The 25,691-nt window shown below is 19.9% G+C and carries 21 protein-coding genes and 1 tRNA gene; 5 read left to right on the top strand and 17 right to left on the bottom strand.

Going from position 1 to position 25,691, the window contains the following annotated elements:
• A complete protein-coding gene (locus ACHMP6_RS00175; RefSeq protein WP_412097512.1) occupies positions 1-555 on the top strand; it encodes a ribosome-recycling factor in 555 nt (184 codons plus the stop codon).
• An 11-nt stretch (positions 556-566) separates the two neighbouring features.
• Positions 567-1,520, top strand: coding sequence for a phosphatidate cytidylyltransferase (locus ACHMP6_RS00170; RefSeq protein ID WP_412097511.1), 954 nt, complete (start codon positions 567-569; stop codon positions 1,518-1,520).
• A gap of 98 nt (positions 1,521-1,618) precedes the next feature.
• Here ACHMP6_RS00170 and rpmB read toward each other — a convergent pair whose 3' ends face one another.
• Complete coding sequence (rpmB, locus tag ACHMP6_RS00165; RefSeq protein WP_412097510.1) at positions 1,619-1,807, bottom strand: 50S ribosomal protein L28; 189 nt, start codon at positions 1,805-1,807, stop codon at positions 1,619-1,621.
• Between the two features lie 405 nt (positions 1,808-2,212).
• Between rpmB and ACHMP6_RS00160 the strand changes: the two genes are divergently transcribed.
• Positions 2,213-3,865, top strand: a complete 1,653-nt coding sequence (locus ACHMP6_RS00160; protein WP_412097509.1) for a DAK2 domain-containing protein — start codon at positions 2,213-2,215, stop codon at positions 3,863-3,865.
• Between the two features lie 98 nt (positions 3,866-3,963).
• Positions 3,964-4,051: transfer RNA gene (locus ACHMP6_RS00155), tRNA-Leu, on the top strand.
• 152 nt (positions 4,052-4,203) lie between these two features.
• On the opposite strand, the gene ACHMP6_RS00150 is transcribed toward ACHMP6_RS00155, so the two are convergent.
• From ACHMP6_RS00150 to ACHMP6_RS00105, 10 genes are all read right to left on the bottom strand, one after another.
• Positions 4,204-5,382, bottom strand: coding sequence for an extracellular solute-binding protein (locus ACHMP6_RS00150; protein ID WP_412097508.1), 1,179 nt, complete (start codon positions 5,380-5,382; stop codon positions 4,204-4,206).
• Positions 5,379-6,176 carry an ABC transporter permease gene (locus ACHMP6_RS00145; protein ID WP_412097507.1) on the bottom strand — a complete coding sequence of 266 codons (798 nt, stop codon included), beginning with the start codon at positions 6,174-6,176 and terminating at the stop codon, positions 5,379-5,381. Before ACHMP6_RS00145 ends, ACHMP6_RS00150 begins: the two co-directional genes overlap by 4 nt.
• Positions 6,160-7,008, bottom strand: a complete 849-nt coding sequence (locus ACHMP6_RS00140) for an ABC transporter permease (RefSeq protein ID WP_412097506.1) — start codon at positions 7,006-7,008, stop codon at positions 6,160-6,162. The genes ACHMP6_RS00145 and ACHMP6_RS00140 overlap by 17 nt, the downstream gene beginning before the upstream one ends.
• 3 nt (positions 7,009-7,011) lie before the next feature.
• Positions 7,012-8,322: an ABC transporter ATP-binding protein gene (locus tag ACHMP6_RS00135; protein WP_412097505.1), complete on the bottom strand. Its 1,311-nt coding sequence runs from the start codon at positions 8,320-8,322 to the stop codon at positions 7,012-7,014.
• Between the two features lie 92 nt (positions 8,323-8,414).
• Entirely contained in the window at positions 8,415-10,238 is a 1,824-nt protein-coding gene (gene lepA, locus ACHMP6_RS00130; protein WP_412097504.1) for a translation elongation factor 4, read from the bottom strand.
• Between the two features lie 28 nt (positions 10,239-10,266).
• Positions 10,267-11,196, bottom strand: a complete 930-nt coding sequence (gene rsgA, locus ACHMP6_RS00125; protein ID WP_412097503.1) for a ribosome small subunit-dependent GTPase A — start codon at positions 11,194-11,196, stop codon at positions 10,267-10,269.
• A gap of 109 nt (positions 11,197-11,305) precedes the next feature.
• The gene (gene pheT, locus ACHMP6_RS00120; protein WP_412097502.1) at positions 11,306-13,735 is read right to left on the bottom strand and encodes a phenylalanine--tRNA ligase subunit beta; all 2,430 of its coding nucleotides are present in this window, start codon (positions 13,733-13,735) and stop codon (positions 11,306-11,308) included.
• A gap of 119 nt (positions 13,736-13,854) precedes the next feature.
• The gene (pheS, locus tag ACHMP6_RS00115) at positions 13,855-14,871 is read right to left on the bottom strand and encodes a phenylalanine--tRNA ligase subunit alpha (RefSeq protein WP_412097551.1); all 1,017 of its coding nucleotides are present in this window, start codon (positions 14,869-14,871) and stop codon (positions 13,855-13,857) included.
• A gap of 111 nt (positions 14,872-14,982) precedes the next feature.
• Positions 14,983-15,654 carry a glycerol-3-phosphate 1-O-acyltransferase PlsY gene (plsY, locus tag ACHMP6_RS00110; protein ID WP_412097501.1) on the bottom strand — a complete coding sequence of 224 codons (672 nt, stop codon included), beginning with the start codon at positions 15,652-15,654 and terminating at the stop codon, positions 14,983-14,985.
• Positions 15,655-15,756: 102 nt separating this feature from the next.
• Complete coding sequence (locus ACHMP6_RS00105) at positions 15,757-16,473, bottom strand: hypothetical protein (protein ID WP_412097500.1); 717 nt, start codon at positions 16,471-16,473, stop codon at positions 15,757-15,759.
• A gap of 888 nt (positions 16,474-17,361) precedes the next feature.
• Here ACHMP6_RS00105 and ACHMP6_RS00100 point away from each other — a divergent pair.
• Positions 17,362-17,880 carry a hypothetical protein gene (locus ACHMP6_RS00100; protein ID WP_412097499.1) on the top strand — a complete coding sequence of 173 codons (519 nt, stop codon included), beginning with the start codon at positions 17,362-17,364 and terminating at the stop codon, positions 17,878-17,880.
• Positions 17,881-18,789: 909 nt separating this feature from the next.
• Here ACHMP6_RS00100 and ACHMP6_RS00095 read toward each other — a convergent pair.
• The 6 genes from ACHMP6_RS00095 to ACHMP6_RS00070 all read right to left on the bottom strand — a co-directional run bounded on the left by ACHMP6_RS00095 (position 18,790) and on the right by ACHMP6_RS00070 (position 25,650).
• A complete protein-coding gene (locus ACHMP6_RS00095) occupies positions 18,790-19,659 on the bottom strand; it encodes a 5'-3' exonuclease (RefSeq protein ID WP_412097498.1) in 870 nt (289 codons plus the stop codon).
• A 22-nt stretch (positions 19,660-19,681) separates the two neighbouring features.
• Positions 19,682-21,046: a signal recognition particle protein gene (locus tag ACHMP6_RS00090; protein WP_412097497.1), complete on the bottom strand. Its 1,365-nt coding sequence runs from the start codon at positions 21,044-21,046 to the stop codon at positions 19,682-19,684.
• Between the two features lie 70 nt (positions 21,047-21,116).
• Positions 21,117-22,088 carry a signal recognition particle-docking protein FtsY gene (ftsY, locus tag ACHMP6_RS00085; protein WP_412097496.1) on the bottom strand — a complete coding sequence of 324 codons (972 nt, stop codon included), beginning with the start codon at positions 22,086-22,088 and terminating at the stop codon, positions 21,117-21,119.
• A gap of 40 nt (positions 22,089-22,128) precedes the next feature.
• Positions 22,129-23,934, bottom strand: coding sequence for a type I DNA topoisomerase (gene topA / locus ACHMP6_RS00080; RefSeq protein ID WP_412097495.1), 1,806 nt, complete (start codon positions 23,932-23,934; stop codon positions 22,129-22,131).
• Positions 23,935-24,000: 66 nt separating this feature from the next.
• Positions 24,001-24,867 carry a ribosome biogenesis GTPase YlqF gene (gene ylqF / locus ACHMP6_RS00075; protein WP_412097494.1) on the bottom strand — a complete coding sequence of 289 codons (867 nt, stop codon included), beginning with the start codon at positions 24,865-24,867 and terminating at the stop codon, positions 24,001-24,003.
• 36 nt (positions 24,868-24,903) lie between these two features.
• Positions 24,904-25,650 carry a hypothetical protein gene (locus ACHMP6_RS00070; RefSeq protein WP_412097493.1) on the bottom strand — a complete coding sequence of 249 codons (747 nt, stop codon included), beginning with the start codon at positions 25,648-25,650 and terminating at the stop codon, positions 24,904-24,906.
• Between the last annotated feature and the right edge of the window lie 41 nt (positions 25,651-25,691).

Below are 25,691 nucleotides of genomic sequence, written 5' to 3'. Positions count from 1 at the left end.
ATGGAATTATTAGCTCAAGAAATTATAAATGAATTAGAACCTAAAATGCTTAAAGCTAAAGATTTAATGTTGAAAAGATTTGTAGATATTAGAACTGGAATTGCTAACCCAAAGATATTAGATAAAATAACTTTAAAATATTATGGAGAAGATACTTTAATAAGAAACATTAGCACTATTAGTGTAACAGAAGGTAATCAAATAAATATTAAACCTTTTGATCCTAATTTGATACCTGAAATAAAAAAAGTTCTTTTGGCTTCTAAAATTGGAATTTCTCCTCAAGATGATGGAGTAAAAATTAAGTTAATTTTTCCTCAACCTACAGAAGAAAAAAGAAAATCATTAATTAAAGAAGTTGAAAAAATTTCAGAACAAACAAAAATTAATATTCGTAATATTAGACGTTTCGGAAATGACAAAATTAAAAAATTAAAATTAAATAATCAATCGGAAAATATTTTTTTAAAAAAAATACAAGAATTAAATAATAAATGGATTAAAATAATAGAAAAAGAAACATTAGTTAAAAATAATGAATTGCTCAAAATTTAAAGGACAACATGATGAATATTAGTAATAAAATTTACATTGGTTTAACAATGTTTTTATTAAATTTATTTTCTTTTTATTTTTTGTTTTATATAGATAAAAATTATGGTTTTTCTTTTTTTATTTATTTTTGCCTTTTTTTGGTGTTAATTTTGATTTTTCAAGGTTCTAACGAAATTTTAAATTTACAAAAACCTAAAAAAGAAAGAAAAAATTTTTATCCTTTTATTTTTTTAATATTTTTTTTTAATTTTTTTCTTTTTGTTTCAATTATTATTAAATCTTTTCAAAACAATAATATAATACATTTTGGAGAAAAAATACAAAAGACTAATTTATTTCAAACTTTAAATTTTTTGATTAATAATAATTTCTTTTTGTTTTATTTTTTATTATTTATATTTGTTTTATTTTTGTTTTTCTTATTTAAATATAATTTTAAAATAAATAATCTTAGTTATATTTTCTTAAGTTTAGTATATATTGTTTTTTTTAGTTCTTGTTTTTTTAGTTTAATTATCTTAAATTATCAATGGTATTTATATATTTTTATTATTACTATTACTTATGATAGTTTTTCTTATTTTGGTGGAAATTTATTTGGAAAAAATTATCTTTGTTCCAAATTAAGTCCTAAAAAAACATGGGAAGGATTTTTTTGTGGTTTTTTAGTTACTTTAATAATGACTTTAATATTTTTTATTGATAAATTAATTTCAATTCAAAGTTATTGTTTTTTTATATTGTTTATATTATTAAGTTGTATTGTTTCCCAATTAGGTGATTTAATAGCTTCTAAATTTAAAAGAAATTCTAAATTAAAAGATTTTAATAATATATTTCCTGGACATGGTGGTTTAATAGATCGATTAGATTCTCTTTTATTTTTATCTTTTTTTATAGTTACTTTTATTTTAAGTCCTCTTAAATCTTTTAGTGAAATAATTTTAAATATCATAAAGACATGATATGGAAAATATAATAAAATACAAATAAATTTCAACAATAAAAAAAAGAAACAAAATTGTTTCTTTTTTTTATTTTTTGTTAATGAATAAAAAAGTGACTAAACTCTTTCTAGAACTAATTTTTTTAATGCTCTTGCAGAGATATATATTTTTTTAATTTTACCTTTTTCATCTTTAATACGAATTTTTTGTAAATTAGATTTCCACATTCTTCTGTTTGCATTCATTGCATGACTACGTCTATTGCCAAATAATGTAGATTTACCAGTTATATAACATTTACTCATAATATATTAAACTCTTTCTTCTTAAAAATAATAATTTTTATATATATATTTATTATATATCATAATATTATAATTATAATATTAAAAAATGTTTTTAATAATTATTTAATAAAATTTCAAAATTTACATAAAAAAATAATATTAATTTTTAATACTAATATGTTATAATTAGATGTGTTTTTGTTTTTTTTATCCATAATTTTAAATGATTTCTTTTTTTATATTCTAAGAACAAATTTAATGGTTAAAATCAATTATTCATTTTTTAATTTTTAATAAAAAAAATAATAAATTTAATTGTTTTAAAAATCATTTCAGGAAATAGTATATTATTAATATATAATTCAATCATATCTTAAAACATTAAAAATTTAATTATAAAAAAACAAAAAGGAATTTTGTCTCATGTTAGAAGAAGAAAAGAAAATTATAGACGGTAATTTATTTAAGCAAATGATAATAAACGGAACTTTGCATTTAAAAAATAATCACGAAATAATAAATAATTTAAATGTTTTTCCTGTTCCTGATGGTGATACAGGAACTAATATGCAAATGACTATGATGGAAGGTGTAAAAAAACTTTTACTTACCGAGGATTGTTCGATTATTGAAGTTTCTAAAATTTTAAATGATGCTTTATTAATCGGTTCTAAAGGTAATTCAGGAGTTATTTTATCTCAATTTTTTTCAGGAATTTATGAACAAATTAAAATTTTTCAAAAGACAGAAATTAATATTGATGAATTTATTCAATCTCTTGTAAACGGTTATAAAAAGGCTTATGATTCTATATTAGAGCCTATAGAAGGTACTATTTTAACTGTTTTAAGAGAATCAATTGAAAAAGTTAAAGAAAAACGAAAAAATATTCATTCAATTAAAAAATTAATAAAAGAATTAATTAAATATGCTAAAATTTCTTTAAATAAGACTCCTGATTTGCTTGATGTTTTAAAACAATCTAATGTAGTCGATAGTGGAGGTGCTGGTTTTATTTCTTTTTTAGAAGGCGTTTATTTATATTTAGATAATAATCCGGTAGAAGAAATAAAAGAAGAAAAATTGTCAGATATATTTACTGAAAATGAAATTTCACATAATATTTTCAAGGAAACTGAAATAAAATATAATTATTGCACTGAAATGGTTGTTAAATTATTTCCTAATATAGAATTTAATAAAGAAGCAAAAGAAAAAGAATTATCTTCTATAGGAGATTCTTTAATTTTGATACAAAAAGATGAATTAATAAAAATTCATATTCATACTAATAATCCAGAATTTATTTTAAATAATTTGTCTCTTTACGGAAAATTAGTTAAATGTAAAATTGATAACATGAAAGAACAAAATAAAAATATTGTTAAGTTAAATAATAAAAAAAAAATAAATAAAGATGAATATGTTATTATTTCTGTTTTTTCTGGAAAAGAAGTTCAAAATATTTTTAAAGAATTAAAAGTTGATTATTTAATTAATAATAAAAAAGAAGATTCTTTTTTAGAAGAATTGAAAAATATTCTTAATACTGTTGATAAAGATAAAAATATTATTATTTTGCCTAATAATAAACAAATGTTATTTAAAACTATTAAATTAATTGAATCATATTCAGAATTAAAAATAGAAATTATTAAAACAGAAAATATAGCTCAAGGTTATAGCGCTCTTTTAGCTTTTGACGAGAATTTATCTTTAAAAGAAAATTTAACAAATATGAAGGTAAATATACAAAAAAACAAAATAGGAGAAATAACTTACGCAAATAAACTTAATATTGAACAATATAATAAAGAAAAAGATAGTTTTTTAGCTTTATTACAAGGAAAAGTTGTAGATTATCATAAAGATTTAATTTTTTTAGCTAAAAAATTATTAAAAAAAATAATTACTTCAAAAAATAATTTTTTAACTATTTTTTATCATAAAAAACCTATTTTCGAAAAGCAATTATCTCAGTTAGAATTTTTTGTTGAACAAAAATATCCTCATTTAGAGATAGAAAAAATACAAAATGATAATCATCTTTCTCCTTATATATTAATTCTAGAATAATTGTTTTTTAATATTTTAAATCTCAAATTAATAAGAAAAAAAAATAATAAATTTATTTTTATTATTTTTTTCTTTTTTATTAATAATAAAGATATATTGTGGGTATGGCGGAACGGTATACGCGCATGTTTGAGGGGCATGTGAGAAATTTTTCTCTTGTGAGTTCGAATCTCATTATCCACACCAAAAAATAATAAATATTTTATATTTATATCAATTATTTTAAAACAAATAAATTAAAATAAATAAAATTCATTTTATTTATTTGTTTTAAAATAAATACTTTAAAAATATATAAAAATAAAAAAACCTCTTTTGAGGTTTTTAAAAGATTTTAATCATTCACTCTTGGTTATGAATTTTTTATTTTTCAATTTAATTGAATGAACAAATCTTAATGCAATAAAAATTAATAAAATTAGAAAGCTTAAAAAGAATAAATATTTATCTTCAGGATTAGGAAAAGAACAAACTTCGCTCCAAGAATTACTTATCTGTATTTTAGTTTTTTCATTATATTGGTAAATTTTATCATTTTTTTTATCTATTTTTAAATCTATAATTTTATCTTGTCTTTCTAAATAAGGAGAATCATATCCTATAAAAGAAGTATTTTTTTTGATATTTTCTGGATTTAATAAGAAATTAATAAAATCATATGCTGCTTCTTCTTTGCTACCTTTTGGTAATACTAAACCATCAATCCAAACATTAGTGCCTTTTTGGAATTCATCATCATCTGAAAAATCATAAAATTGTAAATTATTATTTTGTTCTATTAAATATCTAGCATCTCCTGAATAAGTTAAAGATATATCGTAACGTTCTCTTCCTTTTACTTTCATATTATCTAATAATTGATCTGTTATAAAAGATAAACTATTGTTTTGTTTTTTTAATTTTATAAGCCAATTTTTAGCTTTTTCTATATCTTTTTCGTTAATTCCACTAATATCTCCATCAGTAGCTTTTAATCCTAAAAAAATACCTTCAAAAGCATTATTATATAAAGAAATTTTGTAATTCGGATTATTTAAAAATTTTTTCCAATCTGATTTTATCATTTCTTTAGAAAATTTATTTTTATTATAAAGCAATCCTAATTTTCCCCAAAAGTAAGGTATAGAGTAATCTTTGAATATTTTGTTTTTATTAATTTCGTTTATTGTTTCAAATAAAGGTGTAAATTTTAAATCATCTTTTTTTTTGATTTTCAATAAATAATCATTTTTTAATTGTTCTATGGCATATTCACTTAAAATAGCTATATCATATTGATTACCAGCTTTAATTTTATTAATGGCCAATTCATTAGAAGAAAAAAAACTTTGTTTTACATTAAATTTATCAGATTGTTTATTGTAATTATCGATAATTTCTGGATCTATATATTCGCTCCAATTAAATAATGAAATAATTTGTTTTTCTTTTTTATTTTTTGATAAAAGTATACTTATAAAAATGTAAATTATTACAATCAATAAAGAAATTGTAAAAAATAATATTTTTTTTTTCATTTTTTTATAGAATCTTTTCTTAATTTATAATAGTCTAATAATATTTTAAATAAAACAAATAAAATTAAAATAGAAGATAACGCGTTAATAGTAGGATTTATTGTTCCTTTTAAACTATAAATATAAGCAGATATATTTTGATAATCAGATCCACCTGCAAAATAAGATATAATAAAATCATCAAAAGATAAAGCAAAAGCTATACCAGCGCTAGCGATCATAACTCCTTTTAATTGCGGTAAGATTACTTTTATTAGTGTTTGAAAAAAAGTAGCTCCCAAATCATAAGCTGCTTCAAATAAATCTGAATCTAAATCACAACATTTCGTGTAAACAGCTATTAAAACGTATGGTATGCTAAATGAAATATGAGATAATAACATTCTCCAAAAACTATTATTTAAACCTATAAAACTGAATAAAACAAAAAGAGCTAAAGCGTTAATTATTTCTGGTATTATAATTGATAATTGATTTGCATTTAAAATTAATTTACTCCATTTTTTATTGTAATTCATTAACGAAATTGCAGCTAAAGTTCCGAAAATAGTAGAACAAATAGTAGATAAAATGGCTATTTTAAATGTAATGATTATTGAGTTTTTAACTGTTGCATCGGTAAAAATTTTATAATACCATTTAAAACTAAATTTATTGAAATGAACTAAAGAAGATATTCTGCCTTCATTTTCATTAAATGAAAATATAATTAAAGATAAGATAGGTAAATAAATAAAAAGAAGTACTAAGATTAAATATAAAAAAGATATTCTTTTTTTACTTATTTTCAACATATTTCTTTTTAACACTTCCTGGAGGATCAATTTTGAACAAAATTAAAATATAAAACATTAAAAAAGTTAAATTTACCGCTATAGCGCAAGCACTTTTAATATCTCCACTTAAAAAAGTTTTGTTTTCTATTAATTCACTAATAACATTTACATTAGATGGACCTAAATATTTAGGAACTACAATATTTGTTACAATCTGTAATAAAACTATAGCATTTCCTGTAATTAATCCTGGTAAAGATAAAGGAAAAATTATTTTTCTAAAAATTTGAGTTGTATTTGCTCCTAAATCTTTTGCTGAATCTATTAAAGAATTATCTATTTGCGTTATACTTAAATAAATTGATAAAAACATATAAGGTAAAAACAAATATATAAACCCAATAAACATTGAAGCATTAGTTTCTAATAAATTTGTGTTGAAAGAAATTTCTATTAAAGAAAAAATTTGTACTAAAGCTTGTGTTTTTAATATCATATTAATCCAAATAGTTCCATTTATTAATAAAACTAAAATGGCTTGAGTAAAAAGTTTACATTGAGAAACTATATAAGCTAAAGGGTAAGTTATAATTACAATAAACATGGTAGCTATGATGGCAATAGTTATCGATCTTAATAAAACGTAAATATAAGATAAATTAGTGTAAAAATTTTTATAATATTCTAAAGTAAAAACTATTTGAAAAAGACTACGATTATTATATTTTTGAATAGAATCGAAAATAATAATTAAAATAGGAGTTAAAATGAAACATACAAGAATTATTAAATAAGGTAATGCTAAATATTTTGCCCATTTATTAAATCTATTATGCTCAACATAAGGCATAAATTACCATACCTCCATTACATGTAAATCTTCTGGTTTAAAAAAAATTCCTACTTTTGTATTTATTTTTATAAAATCAGTTGTATGTATTTTATATTTTCTATATTGAGTATTTACTATAACTTCCCAATAAACACCTTTAAATAAAATAGAATGAACTATTCCTTTTAACAAACCTTCTTCATAATCAACAATATCAATGTCTTCAGGTCTAATAACTATATCTACTTTTTGATTTTCTTCAAATCCATAATCAACACATTGAAATTTTTGTTCGTCAAATAAAACTAAAAAATCTTTTAGCATTGTTCCTGAAATTAAGTTAGATTCTCCTATAAATTGAGCTATAAATTTATTTGCTGGTTCGTTATAAATATCTTCAGGAGTTCCTATTTGTTGAATTTCGCCATGATTTATAACAACTATTTTATCACTCATTGTTAAAGCTTCTTCTTGGTTATGAGTTACAAAAATAAAAGTAATACCTGAATTTTTTTGTATTTCTTTGAGTTCATATTGCATTTCTTGTCTTAATTTTAAATCTAAAGCTGCTAAAGGTTCGTCTAATAAAAGAACTTTAGGTTCATTAATTAATGCTCTGGCTATTGCTATTCTTTGTTGTTGACCGCCTGATAGTTGACTTATTTCTCTTTTTTCTAATCCTTTTAAACCTACTAATTTTAAATAATGTAACACTTTTTCTTGGATTATTTTTTCTTTTTGTTTGGATGACAAAAATTTTTTTTTTAAATTATATAAAATATTTTTATTTTCTTTTTTTAAATTATTAATTTGTTGTTTAAATTCTTTTTTTAAATTTTTTATTTGTTGTTTTTTTTCTTTATCGCAAAAAAAAATATTAATCCAAAACATAAAAGAATTTTTTGGATAAAGTATTATTTTTTCTATTTGATTGTTATAATTTTTTTTAATTTTTTTTATCTTATTTTTAAAATTAAAATTTAAAATTTTAATCTCTTCTTGAACATTTGTATTAAAATTTTTTATTCTTAAACTAAAAGCTATATTTTCAAAAACGTTTAAATGAGTAAATAAAGCATATTTTTGAAATACAGTATTTATTAATCTTTCATGAGGGGGAACGTGAATTATACTTTCATTATTAAAAAGAATATCTCCGCTGTTAAATTCATCAAAACCGCCAAGTATTTTTAAAATAGTCGTTTTTCCGCAACCTGAAGGACCTAATAAAGTAACAAATTCATTTTTTTTAATTTGTAAATTAATATTTTTTAAAATTATCTGATTATCAATTACTTTTGTTATAGATTTTAATTCTATTAAATTTACCATTTTGTTTAAACTATCCTTTCTTTCGAACGAACATAATAATTTTATAATTTCAAAAATATTTATTTCGAAAAAATAAAATTTTTATTTATTTTTTATTTATCATAAGAGGATAATATCGCTAAAAAAGCTTTTTGCGGTAATTTTACTTTTCCTAAAGATTTCATTTTCTTTTTCCCTTTTTTTTGTTTTGCTAAAAGTTTTTTCTTACGACTTACATCTCCGCCATAACATTTATCAATAACATTTTTTCTCATGGATTTAATGGTTTCTCTTGTGATAATTTTTTTACCTAAAGCTGCTTGAATAACTATTTCAAACATTTGCCTTGGAATTAATTCTTTTAATTTTTGACAAATAATTTTCCCTCTATTATAAGCAAAATCTTCGTGAACAATAAAAGATAAAGCATCAACTATTTCTGAATTTAATAAAATATCTATTTTTTTTAAATTACTAGAATAATATTTATCTAATTGATAATCAAAAGAAGCATATCCCTTAGTAGCTGATTTTAATTTGTCAAAATAATTATAAATAACTTCTAAAAGAGGTAATAAATATTTTAAAGTTACTCTTTTATTAGTTAAATATTGAATATCTTGTAAAATTCCTCTTTTGTTTTGAGAAATTTCCATTACTGAACCAATATATTCTTCTGGACAAGTGATAAAAGCCATTATAAAAGGTTCTTCTATTTTTTCTATTGATTGATTAATTGGCCATTTGTTTAAATTATCTACAATTATTTTTTTATTTGATTTTTGATAAACATGAAAAACGACTGAAGGAGCGGTTATAATTACTTCTATGTTAAATTCTCTTATTATTCTTTCTTTTGTTATTTCCATATGCAATAAACCTAAAAACCCTATACGAAAACCAGCGCCTAACATGTTGGAATTTTCTTTTTCATAAACTAAAGAAGAATCATTTAATTTTAATTTTTTTAATGCTTCTTTTAGGTTATGATATTTATTAAATTCTGCAGGAAATAATCCGCAAAAAACTACAGGATTTATCTCTCGATAACCAGGCAAAGGAGATACTTGATTATATTTACTTAATGTAATAGTATCTCCTACTTTAATATCTTCTATATTTTTTATAAATGCAGTTAAATATCCTATATCTCCTGCTGATAAAAATTTTTTTGGAACAGGGTTAGGATTAAATATGCCTACTTCCATTACTTCATAAGTAGCTTTAGTAGAAATAAAACGAATTCTATCTCCTTTTTTAACAATACCGTTAATAATTCTAATTGAAGGCACTACTCCTTTATAAGGGTCAAAAAATGAATCAAAAATTAAAGCTTGTAAAGGGGATTTTATATCTCCTTCAGGAGGGTTTATATTTTTCACAATACTTTCTAAAATATTTGTTACTCCTTCTCCTGTTTTTCCACTTGCTAAGATCATTAAATCATCGTTTATTCCTAATGTTTCTTTTAATTCTTTTTTTGTTTTTTCTATATTAGCGCTAGGCATATCTATTTTATTTAAAATAGGAATAATAATTAAATTATTTTCCAAAGCTAAATAAACATTATTTAAAGTTTGAGATTGAATTCCTTGAGTAGCGTCTATAATTAATAAAACTCCTTCGCATGCTGCTAAAGATCTAGAAACTTCATAATTAAAATCTACATGTCCTGGAGTATCTATTAAATGCATAATATAATTATTTTTATCTAAAGCTAGATAATTAATTTCTATTGCGTTTAATTTAATAGTTATACCTTTTTCTCTTTCTAGTTCCATTGAATCTAAAAATTGATTTTTCATTTTTCTTTTGTCTATTGTATTAGTAATTTCTAAAATACGGTCTGCTAATGTCGATTTTCCGTGATCTATGTGTGCAATAATACTGAAATTTCTTATTTTCTTTTTTCTTTGGTTAATTTCATCAAAATTCATATATATTCCTTCATTAATAAGAATAATTTTAATTTCTTTTTTTTCTTTTAAAATTTTTGTTTTCTATTTCTTTTAATAATGATAAATAATTTTTATATCTTATTTTAGGAATTAAACCTTTTTGACAAACTTCTTTTATTTTGCAGTTTTTTTCGTTTAAATGTAAGCAATTAAAACCAAAAAAACATTTTGTAGAAAAAAAAACAAAATCATTATAGAAATTTTTAACTTCATTAAAATTTATGTCGGATAAATTTAGTTTTGTAAAACCGGGTGTATCAGCAATATAACCTTCATTAAAAAAATATAATTTAGAATTCTTAGTTGTATGCTTACCTCTATTTGAACCTTTAGAAACTTCTTGTGTTCTTAAATTCAAAGAAGTAATAGCGTTTATTAAAGTAGATTTTCCTACTCCAGTTTGTCCAGCCAAAATAGTTACTTTGCTTTTGAATATGTTAAATAAATTTTCTAAACCTGTTTTATTTTTACTATCTACAAAATGTATATCGTAAAATTTTTCATAATATGAAATTTTTTTTTGAAAAATTTTAAATTCTTCTTCATTTATTAAATCTATTTTAGAAAAAATTAAATTAACTTTAATTTTATATTTATTTAATATTAATAAAAATTTATCTAGTAATTTAAATTGAAATTTTGGTTTTTTCAAAGAAAATACTAATAAAACTTGATTAATGTTTGCTATATTTGGTCTTTTTAAAGAATTAAAACGTGGCGTTATAGCATCTATTAAGAATGTATCATTTTTTTTTTCATAAAGAACTATATCACCTATTTTTATTTCTTCTATTTTTTCCGAAATTTTATTTTTATTTTTTTTAACAAAACAGTGTCTTAATTTGCCTTTAATTTGAGCATAATGTTTTTCTTTTGTTTCTAAATCAATGATAACATATTCTTTTACTAAAAATTCAATTACAATTCCTTTTTGCAAAAATTATTCCACACTTTTCTATAAAGTATTTATCATATATTTATTTTATACTATAGTTTTCTTTTTTAAAAAAAATAATATAATTTTATTTTTTTTAATCTATTTAAAATTATCTTATTTTGGCTTTATATTTTGTTTTAATTTTATTTTCTATTTTATCCATAATTTCTTTTACAATATTTTTTTGCAAATTTTTACTTTGATCATTAAAAATTAATCTAAATGATAAAGAATATTCTTTTGAAGAAAACTTTTCATCTTGATAAATATCTACTAATTCGCATTTGATTAATATATCTGATATTTCTTCTAATAAAGTTTTTAAAATATTTTCGTAGTTATATTTTTTTTGTACTAAAATACTTAAATCTCTTACTATAGAAGGTAATTTGGTTATTTCTTGAAAAGTTATTAATTTTTTGGTTTTTTGAAAAAATTCTTTTTTTAAAGTTAATTCTAAAATAAATGCATTTTTTAAATTGTACATTTTTTTTAAAGAAGGATGAATTTCTCCTATAAAACCTATTTTTTCATTATTAAACATAATATCTATTTGTTTTCCAGGATGTAAGTTAGAGTAACTTTTGCTTGGGCATAATAAAAAATTAATATTGAAAAGTTGTTCTATTTTTTTAAAAACCCCTTTTAAAATAAAAATAGAACTGTTGATATTTTCTTTAATCCAGCCGGAATTAATAAAAGTTCCGTTTATTCCTAAAGATAAATGTAAAATTTCTTTAGTTTTTTTATTGTTTTCTTTTTTGTAAATATTTCCTATTTCAAAAAAAGAATTATCAAAATTATTGTATTTTTGATTATAACTTAAAACTTCTAACATATTACCGCTTAGATTTTGTCTTAAAATAGATCTTTCTTGAGAAAGTGGTTTTGATAATGTTAAATAATTTTTGTTTTCGCCAACTGAAAATAATGACCAATTTTGTAAATTTACTAGACTGTAGGTTATTATTTCGTAAAATCCTAAATTAATAAGTAAATATTTTAGTTTATTTATTTTTTGTTTTTCATTAGAGATTAAATTTTTTTTAATTATTTTTTCATTTTCTATTTTTTCATAACCGTGCATTCTTACTAGATCAGATATTATATCTTCTTGTGTTTCTATATCTTGACGTCTTAAAGGTGGTATTGTTTCTAAATTAAATTCATCTAATATTTTTACTTTATAATCTAAATTTTTTAAAAAATTTATTATTTTGGTTAAATCAAAAATAATTCCTGTTTTATTTTTAACGAATTCTAAATTTAATAAAATGCTTTTTTTAGAAATTTTTTCTCTAAAAATAGAAATTATATTATCATTTATAATTATTTCTTTATTTAATTGTTTTAAAATAAAAATGGCTTGATTTAAAGCATTTTTTATTAATGAAGGATCAAAACCTCTTGACCAATTAACAATTTTTTCATTTTTAATATTTAATTTTTTACTTGTTTTAAAAATATTTTGATATTTAAAATAGCTAGAAATTATTAAAATTTTATTTGTTTTTTCATTTAAAGTGTTTTCTTTGTCGTTAATGACTCCAATTAATGAAATAATTTTATTTTTATTTTTTATAACTAAATCTTCATTATTTAGATAATATTTTTTTCCGGAAGGGGTAATAATTTTTTCATTATTATAAGCATTTCTAATTGTAAGCTTATAATCTGATAAATTAGAAACATCTATTATATCTAAAGGAACTCCTTTTTCTATTAAAACTAAATTCATTATATCTATAATATTATTTATTGGAATTACATCATGAACTATAAGAAAATTTCTCAACCATAAAGGTGATTCTTGAATTTTTACGTTTGTTAAATAAATATAATGCAATTCTTGACAATTTGGATTTTTTATTTCAATTTGAAAAGGATTTTTTTGATTTGTCGGAATAATATCATTTAATTTTTGTTTTAATAAAACAACATTATTATGAATATTATCTTTTAATATTGCTTTTAAATCTTTAGCAAATCCTAAATATGATAATAAATCACCTCTATCTGGAGTTAAAGATAATTTTAAAAAAAAACCTTTCATACTTAAATATTCTAAAGCGCAATTACCTACAATAGCTTTGGAATCTTTTTCATCTAAAAGCAAAATACCTTTTTTTTCATCATCAGATAAAATTTCATCATTCAAATTTATTTCTTTAGCTGAGCAAATTACTCCTGGAGATTCTATTCCTAAAATTGTTTTTTTATTAACTTGGGTATAATTTTTTCCTAAATAAGCCCCTTCTAAAGCTATTATTATTTTTTTTTTAATTTTAATATTATCAGCACCGCAAATAATAGGTAAAATAGAATTTCCGATATTCACTTGCACTAAATTTAAATTTTTTGAGTTTGGTATTTTTTCAAATGATACAATTTCTCCTATTAATAATTTTTGATCATTTTTATTTAAAATAAAATCATTTTCTATTTCTATCATATGATTATTAATTAATGATTTTAAAATATTTAAATCCAAATCTTTAAATGAAATATATCTTTTTAAAATATTTTCGTTAATTATCATTTTTATATACCTTTGCGTGAAATTAATTTAATAATTTTTATAATTTTGGAATAAAAAATTGAGCTTTTTTTAAAAATCATAAATTTATTATATTATATTGATTTTATTAATATTAATTTTTATTCTATAAATTGGTTTAAAAAACGAAAATCATTATTATAAAAATGTCTAATATCTTTTATCCCGTATTTTAACATTGTTATTCTTTCTATTCCTATTCCAAAAGCAAAACCGTTAAATTTTTTAGGATCATAACCACCTTTAGAAAGAACTTTTGGATGAATTAATCCTGCACCAATAATTTCTAAAAAAAATTTTTTATTTTCTTTATCTTCCATTATTAAATCTACTTCTAAACTAGGTTTAGTAAAAGGAAAATAAGAAGGTCTAAATCTTAATTTTTGTTTTTCTCCGAAAATTTCTTTTATTAAATTAATAATAATTTGTTTTAAATCTTTTAAATTTACATTGTAATCAATCATAAAACCTTCTAATTGGGTAAATTGATGACTATGTGTTTCATCATCTTTGTCTCTTCTATAAACTTTACCTGAAGAAATAATTTTTAAAGGTTTTGAATTACTATTTAGCATAGCTTTGATTTGAACTGAAGAAGTGTGCGTTCTTAAAAGAGTTTTTGAATCTATATCAAGATAAAAAGAATCTTGCATATCTCTTGCTGGATGATCTTTTTCTATATTAAGCATTTCGAAATTATATAAATCTGTTACTATTTCTTTTCCTTCGATAACCGAATAACCTAATTTTAAAAAAAAATTTTCTATCTTTTTAATTGTTTTATTTAAAGGATGAAGGGAACCTTTTTTAAAAGGAAATTCTGGTAAAGTTGTGTCTATTGTATCTTTTTTTAAAATTTGTTCTAAATGTTTTTTTTCTAAAATTGTTTTTTTTTCTTTTAATAAAAAAATAATTTTTTCTTTTAAAAAATTAATTTTTTTACCCGCTGTTTTTTTATCTTCTTGTAGATTAAAATTTTTAATTTCTTTTAATAAAAAAGATAAATAACCGTTTTTTCCTAAATAAGATATTTCTAATTCAGTTATTTTTTTTATTTCTTGAATTTCTTTTATTGTTTTTGTTATTTTATTTTCTAGTTTTTCTATTTTTTCTTGCAATTGATCAATATTTTTGTTCATAATTATAATTTATAAATAAATCCTTTTTAATAATTTTCAATGAATAAAAATTTTATAAAAATAAATATCTTTTTACAAAATATATAAAATTTACTTTTTTTTATTTTTTAATTTTATTTTTTTAAAAAAAATAAATTTATTTTCATTGCCTTTTAATATTTTAGTTATGTTTTTATAATGTTTTAAAAAAATAATAATACTTATTAACCATATAAAAAATATTTCAAATTTTTGAATATAATTGGGATTGAAAAAAGTAAAAATCAATAAAGCGATATTAACCAATAAAGTCGCTATTATAGAAGCTAAAGAAGCATATCCGAAACAAATTAATAAAATAATAAAAGCTAAAATTCCTAATATACCGACGATAATATTAATACCAGAAATAACTCCTACAGAAGTAGCTATAGCTTTTCCTCCTCTAAAATTATTAAAAATAGAAAAAATATGACCTATTATCGCTGCTATTCCGAAAAAAATTCTTTTTTCCTGAATTGAATTATCTAAATGTAATGTATTGAAAAAATTATTCTTAATCAAAAATATAGCTAAAAATCCTTTTAGAAAATCTAAAATAAATATAATCACACCATATTTAAAACCCAAAATTCTGGCTGCGTTTGAAGAACCAATATTTTTTGACCCTAAACAACGTAAGTCTTTTTTTTTAAAAATTTTACCTATTATTAAACCAAAAGGAATAGCGCCAAATAAATAAAAAATAACAATAAGAATTATTGTTAAAAATTCATTGTTCATAATTTTTATATTCCTTATTTTTTTTATCTAAAAAACATTATTTTTTGTATTAATTATAACATATAAAATATATTAGAATATATCAAAAAAATAAAAATTCTTCTAATGATAATGATTGTGAATTTTTTTAATTTTTTTATCCATTGTTGACAATAAAATGAAATTAATTAAGTTTGAAGTTATTATTGGAATTATGTTTAATATCCAAAGTATAAAAAAACTTTTAATATTATGATTTTTTAATATGTTTAAAAAAAAATTCATCCAATTGTTGTTTAAATTATAATTGTTTTCTAATAAAGTTTTAATACGATAAAAAAAAACAAAATATCCATTTAAAGTTCTAGAAATGCTTTGCAATAATATGACAAAAAATAAAAATAAAACTGTTTTTTTATTAAAAAAATATTTTTGTTCTTTATTATTATTAAAATTTAAAGATAAAAGAACATAAGACAATATAGGAATTAAACTTCCAAATAATATACTTAAAGTTAAGTTATAGTTATCTTTTGTAAAATTTTTTTTTAAATTATTCATTAAATGAAACCAATCATTATAAATAATATATCGAGGTAATGAATAAGTAAAAGTATCCAAAACGAAATAAATAATAATGATTAACAAAGCGTTTCTGAATTTAAATAAAAAACATACAATAAATAAAGGGAAATGCCAAAAGACCCAAAAATTAGAATAAACTATGGGCATTTTTATTTTAAAAGGAATTAAAAAATTCAATTGAGACAAAATTAAACATAAAGAAATTAACAAAGCCCCTAGAGTAATTTGTTTTAAATTTATATTTTTTATTTTCATAATAACCTTTTTTATTTTTTACAGTGGAAACTGGAAATTTTTAAAATCATTAATCACTAATATTTATAGTTGATTCATTTTATTTATATTTCAATTTTTTGATTGGATAAACAACAAATGAATAAAAAAAAATTTAAAATAAATAAAATTTATGCTTTTAATAGTATTAAATTATTATTTATTTTAAATTTTTTTCATAATATTTATTCTAAATAAAGAAACAAAAAAGTAAATATTCAACGAACTAATCAATAATAAATTTAATTTTTACTAACTCATTATAAAATTTTTATTATTAAAAGTCAATTGTATTTTTTTGAAAAAAAATAATATTAAAATTTTATACAAATTATAAAATAACTTTAATTATACTAATAATTTATTATTTTTAATAATATAAAAAAAGCCATTTTTTTAAAAAAATCAATAAAAAACACTCTTTTTCAAGAATTTTTTTTTAAATTTTAAATATTTTTGTAAAAATAAAAAAAATTTTTAATTTTTTGTTATTTTAGGTTTACATAATATACATTATAGGAAGTAATAAAGGAAATAAAATAACCCAAAAAAGGACTTTTTAAAAAAAGCTATTTTTATAATTTTATTTAAATTTTTTTATTTAAATGCAAAAAATAATAATTTTAAAAACATCGAAAAAAAGGTTATTTTTTGAATTATTTTTTTTTAAAACATTAATAATTAATATTATTAATAATAAAAAAATATTATTATAACTAAATATAATTTTTTTTTTTATTTAAAAAAATAAAAAATATATTATAATAAAAATTGTTTATTATTAAATAATATAAAAATTTAAAAAAATTTTTTATAATTTAATGAATTTACAATCAATAAAAAAAGAGACAAGCAGGAAGAATATTGAAATTGAAATTAAAAAAAATGAAATTAATATCTTTAATATTTTTAATTTTATTTATTATAATTTTTTTAAATTATTATAATAATAACGCTTTAAAAGTATTCTTAGATATTCAAAGTGATAAAATATATAAAAACATTTACATTAAAAACGAAAAAAATTATAAAACAAAAGGTTCTAATCAATCTTCTTGTGTAAATTTATCTAATTCTAATTCTAATACGAAAATAAAAGAAAAAAATAAAATTTTTGATTCTGAAAAATTTCAAATTTCAAATTTTTCTTGTTTTGAAATTGATGAAAAAATAAATTCTTTAGAAATGAAAATAATCGATTTAAAAACAAAAAATAACCAATTAAAATTAGAAGCTAAAAATAAAGCATTTAAAATTGATAATATCAAAAGAACATTATTGCTAAAAGGGCAATTCATTGTTCCAAAAGATTCTGAATTGGATTCTTTAGTTTTAGAAGTGAATAGACTAATTCAAGAAGTAGGGCGAGAAAGATGCATAAAACAATAACGAACTAACCAATCGTAGCGATCGTGATAATGTCGCACATCATTTTTTCGGTTCATAAAATGAAAAAATTATGAATTATAGCAGAAGAAAAAAGCAAATTGAGGTTTTATTAACCAAACAGATTTTGCAAGATGACAGTGTTCATGGATAAAAGCTGAAAGGCTTCTAAGAGAATAAAGAGAGGTTATTAATAATAATCAAAATAAATATATTAAATAATTTTTATTTTTTTCTTGTTTACGTTAATTTATTTTTACTTCGATAAATTAAATTATCATACTTTTATAGTTTTCATAAAACAAGAAACCACCTTCTATACTAATAAAGGTTATCTCTCCTAAAAGCACAAGGTGTTGTTTTATAGTAACTTCTATCTCCCTAAGTCTTTATAAAATTAATAAAAATAATTAAATTTGAGATAAGGGAAAAGCAGAACCATAGTAGTCGTAGTATATTCAAAACTTTAATTGGAATATTAAAGTATAATGATCTATCAAGGAAAAAGTTAATGACTTTTACAAGGCGAAAGGGAAAACACGTTTTTAGAAAAAGCATAAAAAAATAATTTCATTTTTTTTAAAAAAATTTAATATTAAAAAAATCCAAATAAAAATTAAATTCACGCTTTATATATAATTTAACGATGTAACCGCTATGTGCTTGGAAACTTGCTTGCGTGGTGGTGTGCGGGGCTTAAGATAATAACTTTTTTAACAAAAAATTGACAAACGTCTTAATTTCTATCGCGATAAAAAATTAGAAATCAAAATAATATTTTTGGAAAAAGAAAAACAAATTTTAGAAGAAAAAAGGAAAAAATAATTTATTTTTCGGAATATAAAAAATATGATAAAAAATTATCATAAAAACAAAAAAGATAAGTATTGAGATACAATACTTATCTTTTTTTTATAAAATAAAATTATTTTTTTGAATTTTATTTTTTTCTAAAAAATCATTTAATGAAAAAACACAAAATTTCTTTATTTTTGTTTCAGTATAATTAAAATCTAGAGGTACATTTTTATCAATGGAAACTAAAAGACGATTCAAAAAAACTCTTTCTTTGAATTCTAATAATTTCTGTCTTATTCTGATTTCTATTTTTTCTAAATTATTAAAAATATTTTCTAAATTATCGAATTTATTTAGCAATTTAGAAGCAGTTTTAGGACCTATAGATAGAACACCTTCTATATTGTCTGATTTATCTCCTACTAAACTTTTAAAATCTATAATTTGATTTGGTTTTAATTGATATTCATTCCATAATTGTTCAATATCATAATAGATTGTTTTAGATAAACCTTGCTTAATTAAGCAAACATGAATGTTTTCGTCGATTAATTGTAAAAAATCTTTATCACTAGAAAAAATCACAACAGAAATATTATTATTACTTGCTTGTTGCGCTAACGTGCCAATAATATCATCAGCTTCATAATTTTCTTTAGAATAATATTTAATTCCTGATAAAGATAAATATTCTTTAATCATTTTTATTTGTTGTATTAATGAATCAGGTGTAACAGGTCTGTTTTTTTTATATTTTTCACATAATTCATGTCTTTTAGTTTTTGTTTTTAAATCAAATGCTACACAAATATGATTATTTTTTTGATTTTTTGCTAAAATTTTTTTAAACATTTGTATAAAAACTATCAAAGCATTAACATCTTTTCCTTGAGAATTTTGCATTGAATGAGTTTTTTTATAACAGGTAGCATAATAAGCTCTAAATATTAAAGCATTACCATCTATTAAAATTAATTTTTTCATTTTATAATAAACCTTAAAATTTTTAATTTTTATCGAAAAATTTTTTAATTATATCTTGTTCATTGGTTAAATTATCTAATAAATTATTATTGGCCAAATTACCCATTTTTTTGGATATTTCTTTTTGCTTTTTAATAAAAATAATTAAAGAATTCACGTCTTTTAAATTATTACCAGAACCTTTAGAAATTCTTATTCTTCTTCTGTTATTAGATTCAATTAATTTAGGATTTCTTTTTTCTTCAATAGTCATGCTTTTTATTAATGATTCCATTTTTTTAATAATATCATTTTCTAAGAAAGGAAAATTTTTTATTTGATTTCCAATCATAGGAACAAAATTCAATATTTTTTTTAGAGAACCTAATTTTTTAATTAAATTTATTTGCTTAATTAGGTCAAAATAGTTATAATCTTCTTGTAAAATTCTGTTAAAGATTTTTTGATCTTTTTCTTTATCAATTTTTTCTTCTATATTATCTATTAAAGTTAAAATATCTCCCATTCCTAAAATTCTAGAAGCCATTCTTTCTGGATAAAAAATTTCAAATTCATCATCATGTTTTTCAGAAGAAGAAATAAATTTAATAGGAAGATTAGTAACAGATTTAATTGATAAAGCAGAACCACCTTTAATATCTGCGTCCATTTTTGTTAAAATAACACCTGTAGCTCCTATTTGTTCATTAAAACTTTTCGCAACAATAGCTGATTCTTGCCCTAAAAGAGCATCGCAAACTATTAAAACTTCTGAAGGTGCAGAAATTAATTTTATTTTTTGCAATTCTTTTATTAATTCTTTATCTATACTTAATCTACCAGCAGTATCTATAATAACTGTTTCGAAATTATTTAATAAAGCATATTTTAAACCATTTTTAATAATATCTAAAACTTTATTATTTTTTTGAAAAAAAACTTCTACAGAAATTTTTTCTCCTATGGCTATTAATTGATCAATCGCTCCGTATCTATAAGTATCTGCGGCAATTAATAAAACTTTTTTATTTAATTTTTTTTTAATAAAGAAAGATAATTTTCCAGATATTGTTGTTTTTCCGCTACCTTGTAGACCTATTAATAAAATAGTATCCATTTTTTTACTTAAATTTAAACCTACATTTTCAAATCCTAAAATTTCAGTTAAAGTGTCTCTAATAATTTTAATTATTTGTTGTTGCGCATTAAGACCTTTTAAAATTTCTTTACCCAAAGATTTTTTTTTAATTAATTCATTAAATCTAGTTATAACTTCATAATTAACATCTGCTTCTATAAAAGAAAGACGAATTTCTTTCATTATTAACTCTATATCTTTTTCTTGAATAAATTTTTTGTTTTTTATTTTATTAATAATTTTTTGAAAACTATTATTTAAAAAATTCATATTTTTTAGATCCTTTAAAATTGTTTTATTCTTAAAATAAAAAAAAGAAAATTAAACTTAAATTTTATTTTTATTCAAATAAATTATTTACATAAGTTTGAATATCGAATTTAATTAAATCATCGGCTTTTTCTCCTATTCCTATGTATTTAGTTTCTATATTATAAATATGTTTTATTGCTAAAATTAAACCACCTTTAGAAATGCCATCTAATTTAGTTAAAATTACACCATTTAACGAAATTGCATTATGAAATAGCTTTATTTGGTTTAATCCGTTTTGCCCAGTCATAGAATCTAAAATTAAAAATTTTTTAAATTCATCATTAGGGTTTTGGTTTTGTATTATTTTTTTTATTTTTTCCAATTCTTTCATTAAATTATTTTTATTTTCTAATCTACCCGCAGTATCGCATAAAATAATATCAAAATTTTTATTTTTAGCATAAGATAAAGCTTCAAAAATAACATTAGAAGGACTCACAAAAGAATTTACCTTTTTTTTATAAAAAACTTCACAATTGGTTTTTTCTCCCCATAATTTTAATTGTTCAATTGCCCCAGTTCTAAAAGTATCTCCAGCAACTAATAAAACTTTTTTTCCTTCTTTTTTAAATTTCATAGATAATTTACCAATAGTAGTTGTTTTTCCTGATCCATTAACTCCAACTAATAAAAATATTTTTTTTTTAGAATTATCTTTACAAGGATATTTTTTGTTTAAATTTTCAGTTTTATTTTCTTCATATAAAAATAATATTTGTTGTTTGATTAAGTTTAAAAATTCTTCAGTTTGTTTAATTTTGTTCTTTTCTACAGAATCTTTAATTCTTTTTATTAATAATGAAGAAGTTTGAATTCCGATATCAGATTTTATTAATAAAATTTTTAATTCATCTAATAAAGATAATTCTAAAAATTTTGTTTTTTTAATTTTTTGTATCCACTGAGAAAAGTTATATTCTAGATTTCTTATTCCTAAAGAATCTATTTGTTTTTCATTTTTATTTTTATTAAATATTTTTTTAAAAAAGTTAAACATAATATACTAATATCCATAATCTTTTATTTTTTTATAATAATTAAATTAAATCTTCTTCGTCTTTACAAGGAAGAACTTTTCTACATTTAGGAAAAGAACTGCAGCCTAAAAAAACAGAATATTTTCCTCTTCTTTTAACTAAGAAAGATCCACATAAATCACATTTTTTATCAGTTAAAACAGACTTAACAGGTTCTATTTGTTTAGCTGCTGTATTATAAAGTTCTTTGAAATCATTATAAAAATTTTTTAAAAAATCTATTTTATTAAGTTTACCATTAGCTATAAAATCTAATTTTTCTTCTATTTGAGCTGTATATTCAACATTAATGATAGAAGAAAAAAATTTTTCTAATAACTGATACGTTAAAAAACCTATTTTAGTAGGTACAAATTTTTTCTCTACTAAAATTACATAAAATCTTTTTTTTAAAATTTCAATGATATTAACATATGTAGAAGGTCGGCCAATTTTTAATTTTTCTAATTTTTTAATTAAAGAAGCTTCATTAAATCTAGAAGGCGGATTAGTTGTTTTTTTAATTGATTGAATTTCTTTAGCTAAATAATTCTCATTCACCTTTAGAGGAGGCAAAATATTATCCTGAAAAGAATATCCTAATCCTTTGTAAAAACCTTCAAATAATAATTTATGTCCTTCAGCAGAAAAAAGATATTTACCATTTTGAAAAATAAATTCTGTTCTATCAATAATAGAATCAGACATAAAACTAGCTAAAGTTCTTTGGTAAATTATATTATATAAAGCCAGTTCATCTTTATTTAAATATTTTTTAAGAGATTCTGGATCTTTATTTATATCAGTAGGCCTAATCGCTTCATGAGCATCTTGATTATTTTTATTTTTATATTCTTTATAAGAACCTAAATAATTTTTACCATATTTTTCCTGAATAAAAATATTAATGTCTTTTATGAAAGTTTTCGAAATTCTATAAGAATCTGTTCTCATATAAGTAATTAAACCTGTTAATTTTCCATCAATTATAACACCTTCATAAAGTTTTTGAGCAATCATCATAGTTTTTTTAGAATTCATATTGAGAATTTTAAAAGCATCTTGTTGTAAAAGAGAAGTTATAAAAGGTTTAGGTGGTTTGTTAAATACTTTTTTATTATTAATTTTTTTTAACAAAAAACTTTTATTTTTGATTTTTTCATTAATAATCTCTGCTTCTTCTTTTTTAATTTTATGTTCTTTAGGTTTTATTATTAGATTGGCTTGAAAATCTGAAAAAATAATTTTAATTAAAAAATATTCCTCAGGAATAAATTTTTTTCTTTTTTCTTCTCTTTCTATTATTAATTTTAAAACAACAGATTGAACTCTTCCTGCTGATTGAGCCTTAATTTTCCTAACTAAACGTGATAATTTAAAACCAATAATTCTATCAAGCATTCTTCTTGTTTCTTGAGATTCTACTAATAAATTTTTAATTAAACAAGGATTTTCAAAAGCTTCTAAAACTACTTTTTTAGTTATTTCATTAAAAAAAATTCTATTTTTTTGATTTTTTTTTAATTTTAATATTTCAGACAAATGCCAAGCTATAGCTTCTCCTTCTCTGTCTGGATCAGTTGCTAAAAAAACTTGTTTTCCCTTTGTTTTTTTAATTAATTCTTTTACTAAATTTTCTCTTTCAGGAATAATTTGATAATCTGGTTTAAAACCATCATTAATATAAATACCTAAACGATCTCTGCCTTTTAAAGATAAATTTCTAATATGGCCTTTTGAGCATAAAACTAAAATTTTGTCATCAAAGTAACTGCTAATAGTTTTTGCTTTAGCAGGAGATTCTAAAATAATAACTTTGTTTTTCATAAAAACCATACCTTTTTTTTAATATTAAAAAAAAATAAAATAATTTTTTAGTTAAAAAAACTAGTATTATTTTATCATTTTTTTATAAAGATTTAAGTCAAAATTAACTTTTTTTATTTTTCCGCTTTTTATTTTTTTTATAATCATAGTAAATATTTGATTTTTATTAGATATATTATTTTGATAATTATAGTTTTTGTTGATAATTAATGTTAATAAGTCTTCTTGTTTTAATTCTTCATCAGATAAATTAAAACAATTTTTTAAATTTTCATAATAATATTTTTTTAAATAAGAAAAAAAATAATTTAAGACAAATTCTTTTGGAATCATTTTATCTTTAATGCAACCACAAATAGATAAAGAACAACCATTTTCTATAGTTAAATTTTTAAAATATAATACTCCAGGAGTATCTAATAATTTTATTTTATCTTTCAAATTAATCCATTGTAATTTTTTAGTAACTCCAGGAGTATCAGCTGTTTGAGTAGATTTTTTTTTAACTAAGCAATTTATTAAAGTAGATTTTCCTACGTTAGGAACACCTGTTATCATTATTCTCAACAAATTGTTAATTCTTTTTTTTTTAAAAGTATAATTTTTTATTATTTGTTTAATTTTAGGAATGATTAAATTAATATTATTTCTTTCTTTAGCATCAATATTTAAAGTGAAAAGATTTTTTTTTTTAAAAAAATCAATAAAAATTTTATTTTTAGAAGAATCAGCTAAAGAACTTTTATTTAATAAAATTAAGACAGGTTTATTGTTTAAAGATTTCAAAAGTTCAAAATTCATACTCGAAAATGGTATGCGAGCATCTAAAATAATCAGAACCATATCTACTAATTTTAAATTATTTTTTATTTCTTTAAAAGTTTTTTTCATATGGCCTGGAAACCAATTAATAATATTATTTTTCGTATCCATACAAAAAATTATATCATTTTATTTATATCTTTTTTTTTATTTTTTTTTTTTATTTTTTTTTAAAATTTCTTTTTCTAAAGTAGCTAAAATTTTATTCAAATTTTGATCTGCAGTGAATAATGTTTTGCTATAAATTTTATAAACCTCTTCTCCTGTAATAACAATAATAGAACACCCTATTTTAGAAATGATAGTTTCGTAAAAAGTATTAAAAAATATTTTTTTTGTCCAATGAAAAGGATTAAACAAATTCAAAGTATTAGAAACTAAATTAATACATTTATTTGTTTTTTTAAAATTATCAATATACTTTTTATCAACTAATTGCTTTTTTAAAGTAAAAATTCTTCTTAAAGTCATTTTTTTAAAAACAAAAATAATTCTTTTTTGAAATAATTCTTCAATACGGTGATGAAGATATTTGATTAAAACTAAACTTTCATCTATAGTTAATTCTAAATAAGGAAATTCTGAATCAGGAAAAAAACTAGACGATATTTTATAAGTTAATTCATGAATATTACGCCATAAAGAAAATATATAATCATTTTTATCTTTTTTAATATCTTTTTTAAATTTTTGTTGGGCTTTTATTATAAATTCATTCATTTGTTCATTTGTTAATTTATTGTTTTTAACTTTTAATTGATGAAAAGTTTTATTAAAATTTTTAATAATAAAAAACAAATACATAAGTGAAAATAATAAAAAACCACAAAATAAACCGATAAAAAAAGCAGTAAAAGTTCTAATTTGAATCCAAAAAACAGATAAATCTATCATACTGAAAAAACTCCTGTTAACTTTATATCTTTATATAAATA

The sequence above is a fragment of the Candidatus Phytoplasma palmae genome, assembly GCF_046896035.1.
Lineage (GTDB): Bacteria > Bacillota_I > Bacilli_A > Acholeplasmatales > Acholeplasmataceae > Phytoplasma > Phytoplasma palmae.
The sequence above is the reverse complement of the archived record's forward strand: the minus strand, read 5'-3'. Positions and strand labels throughout refer to the sequence as shown.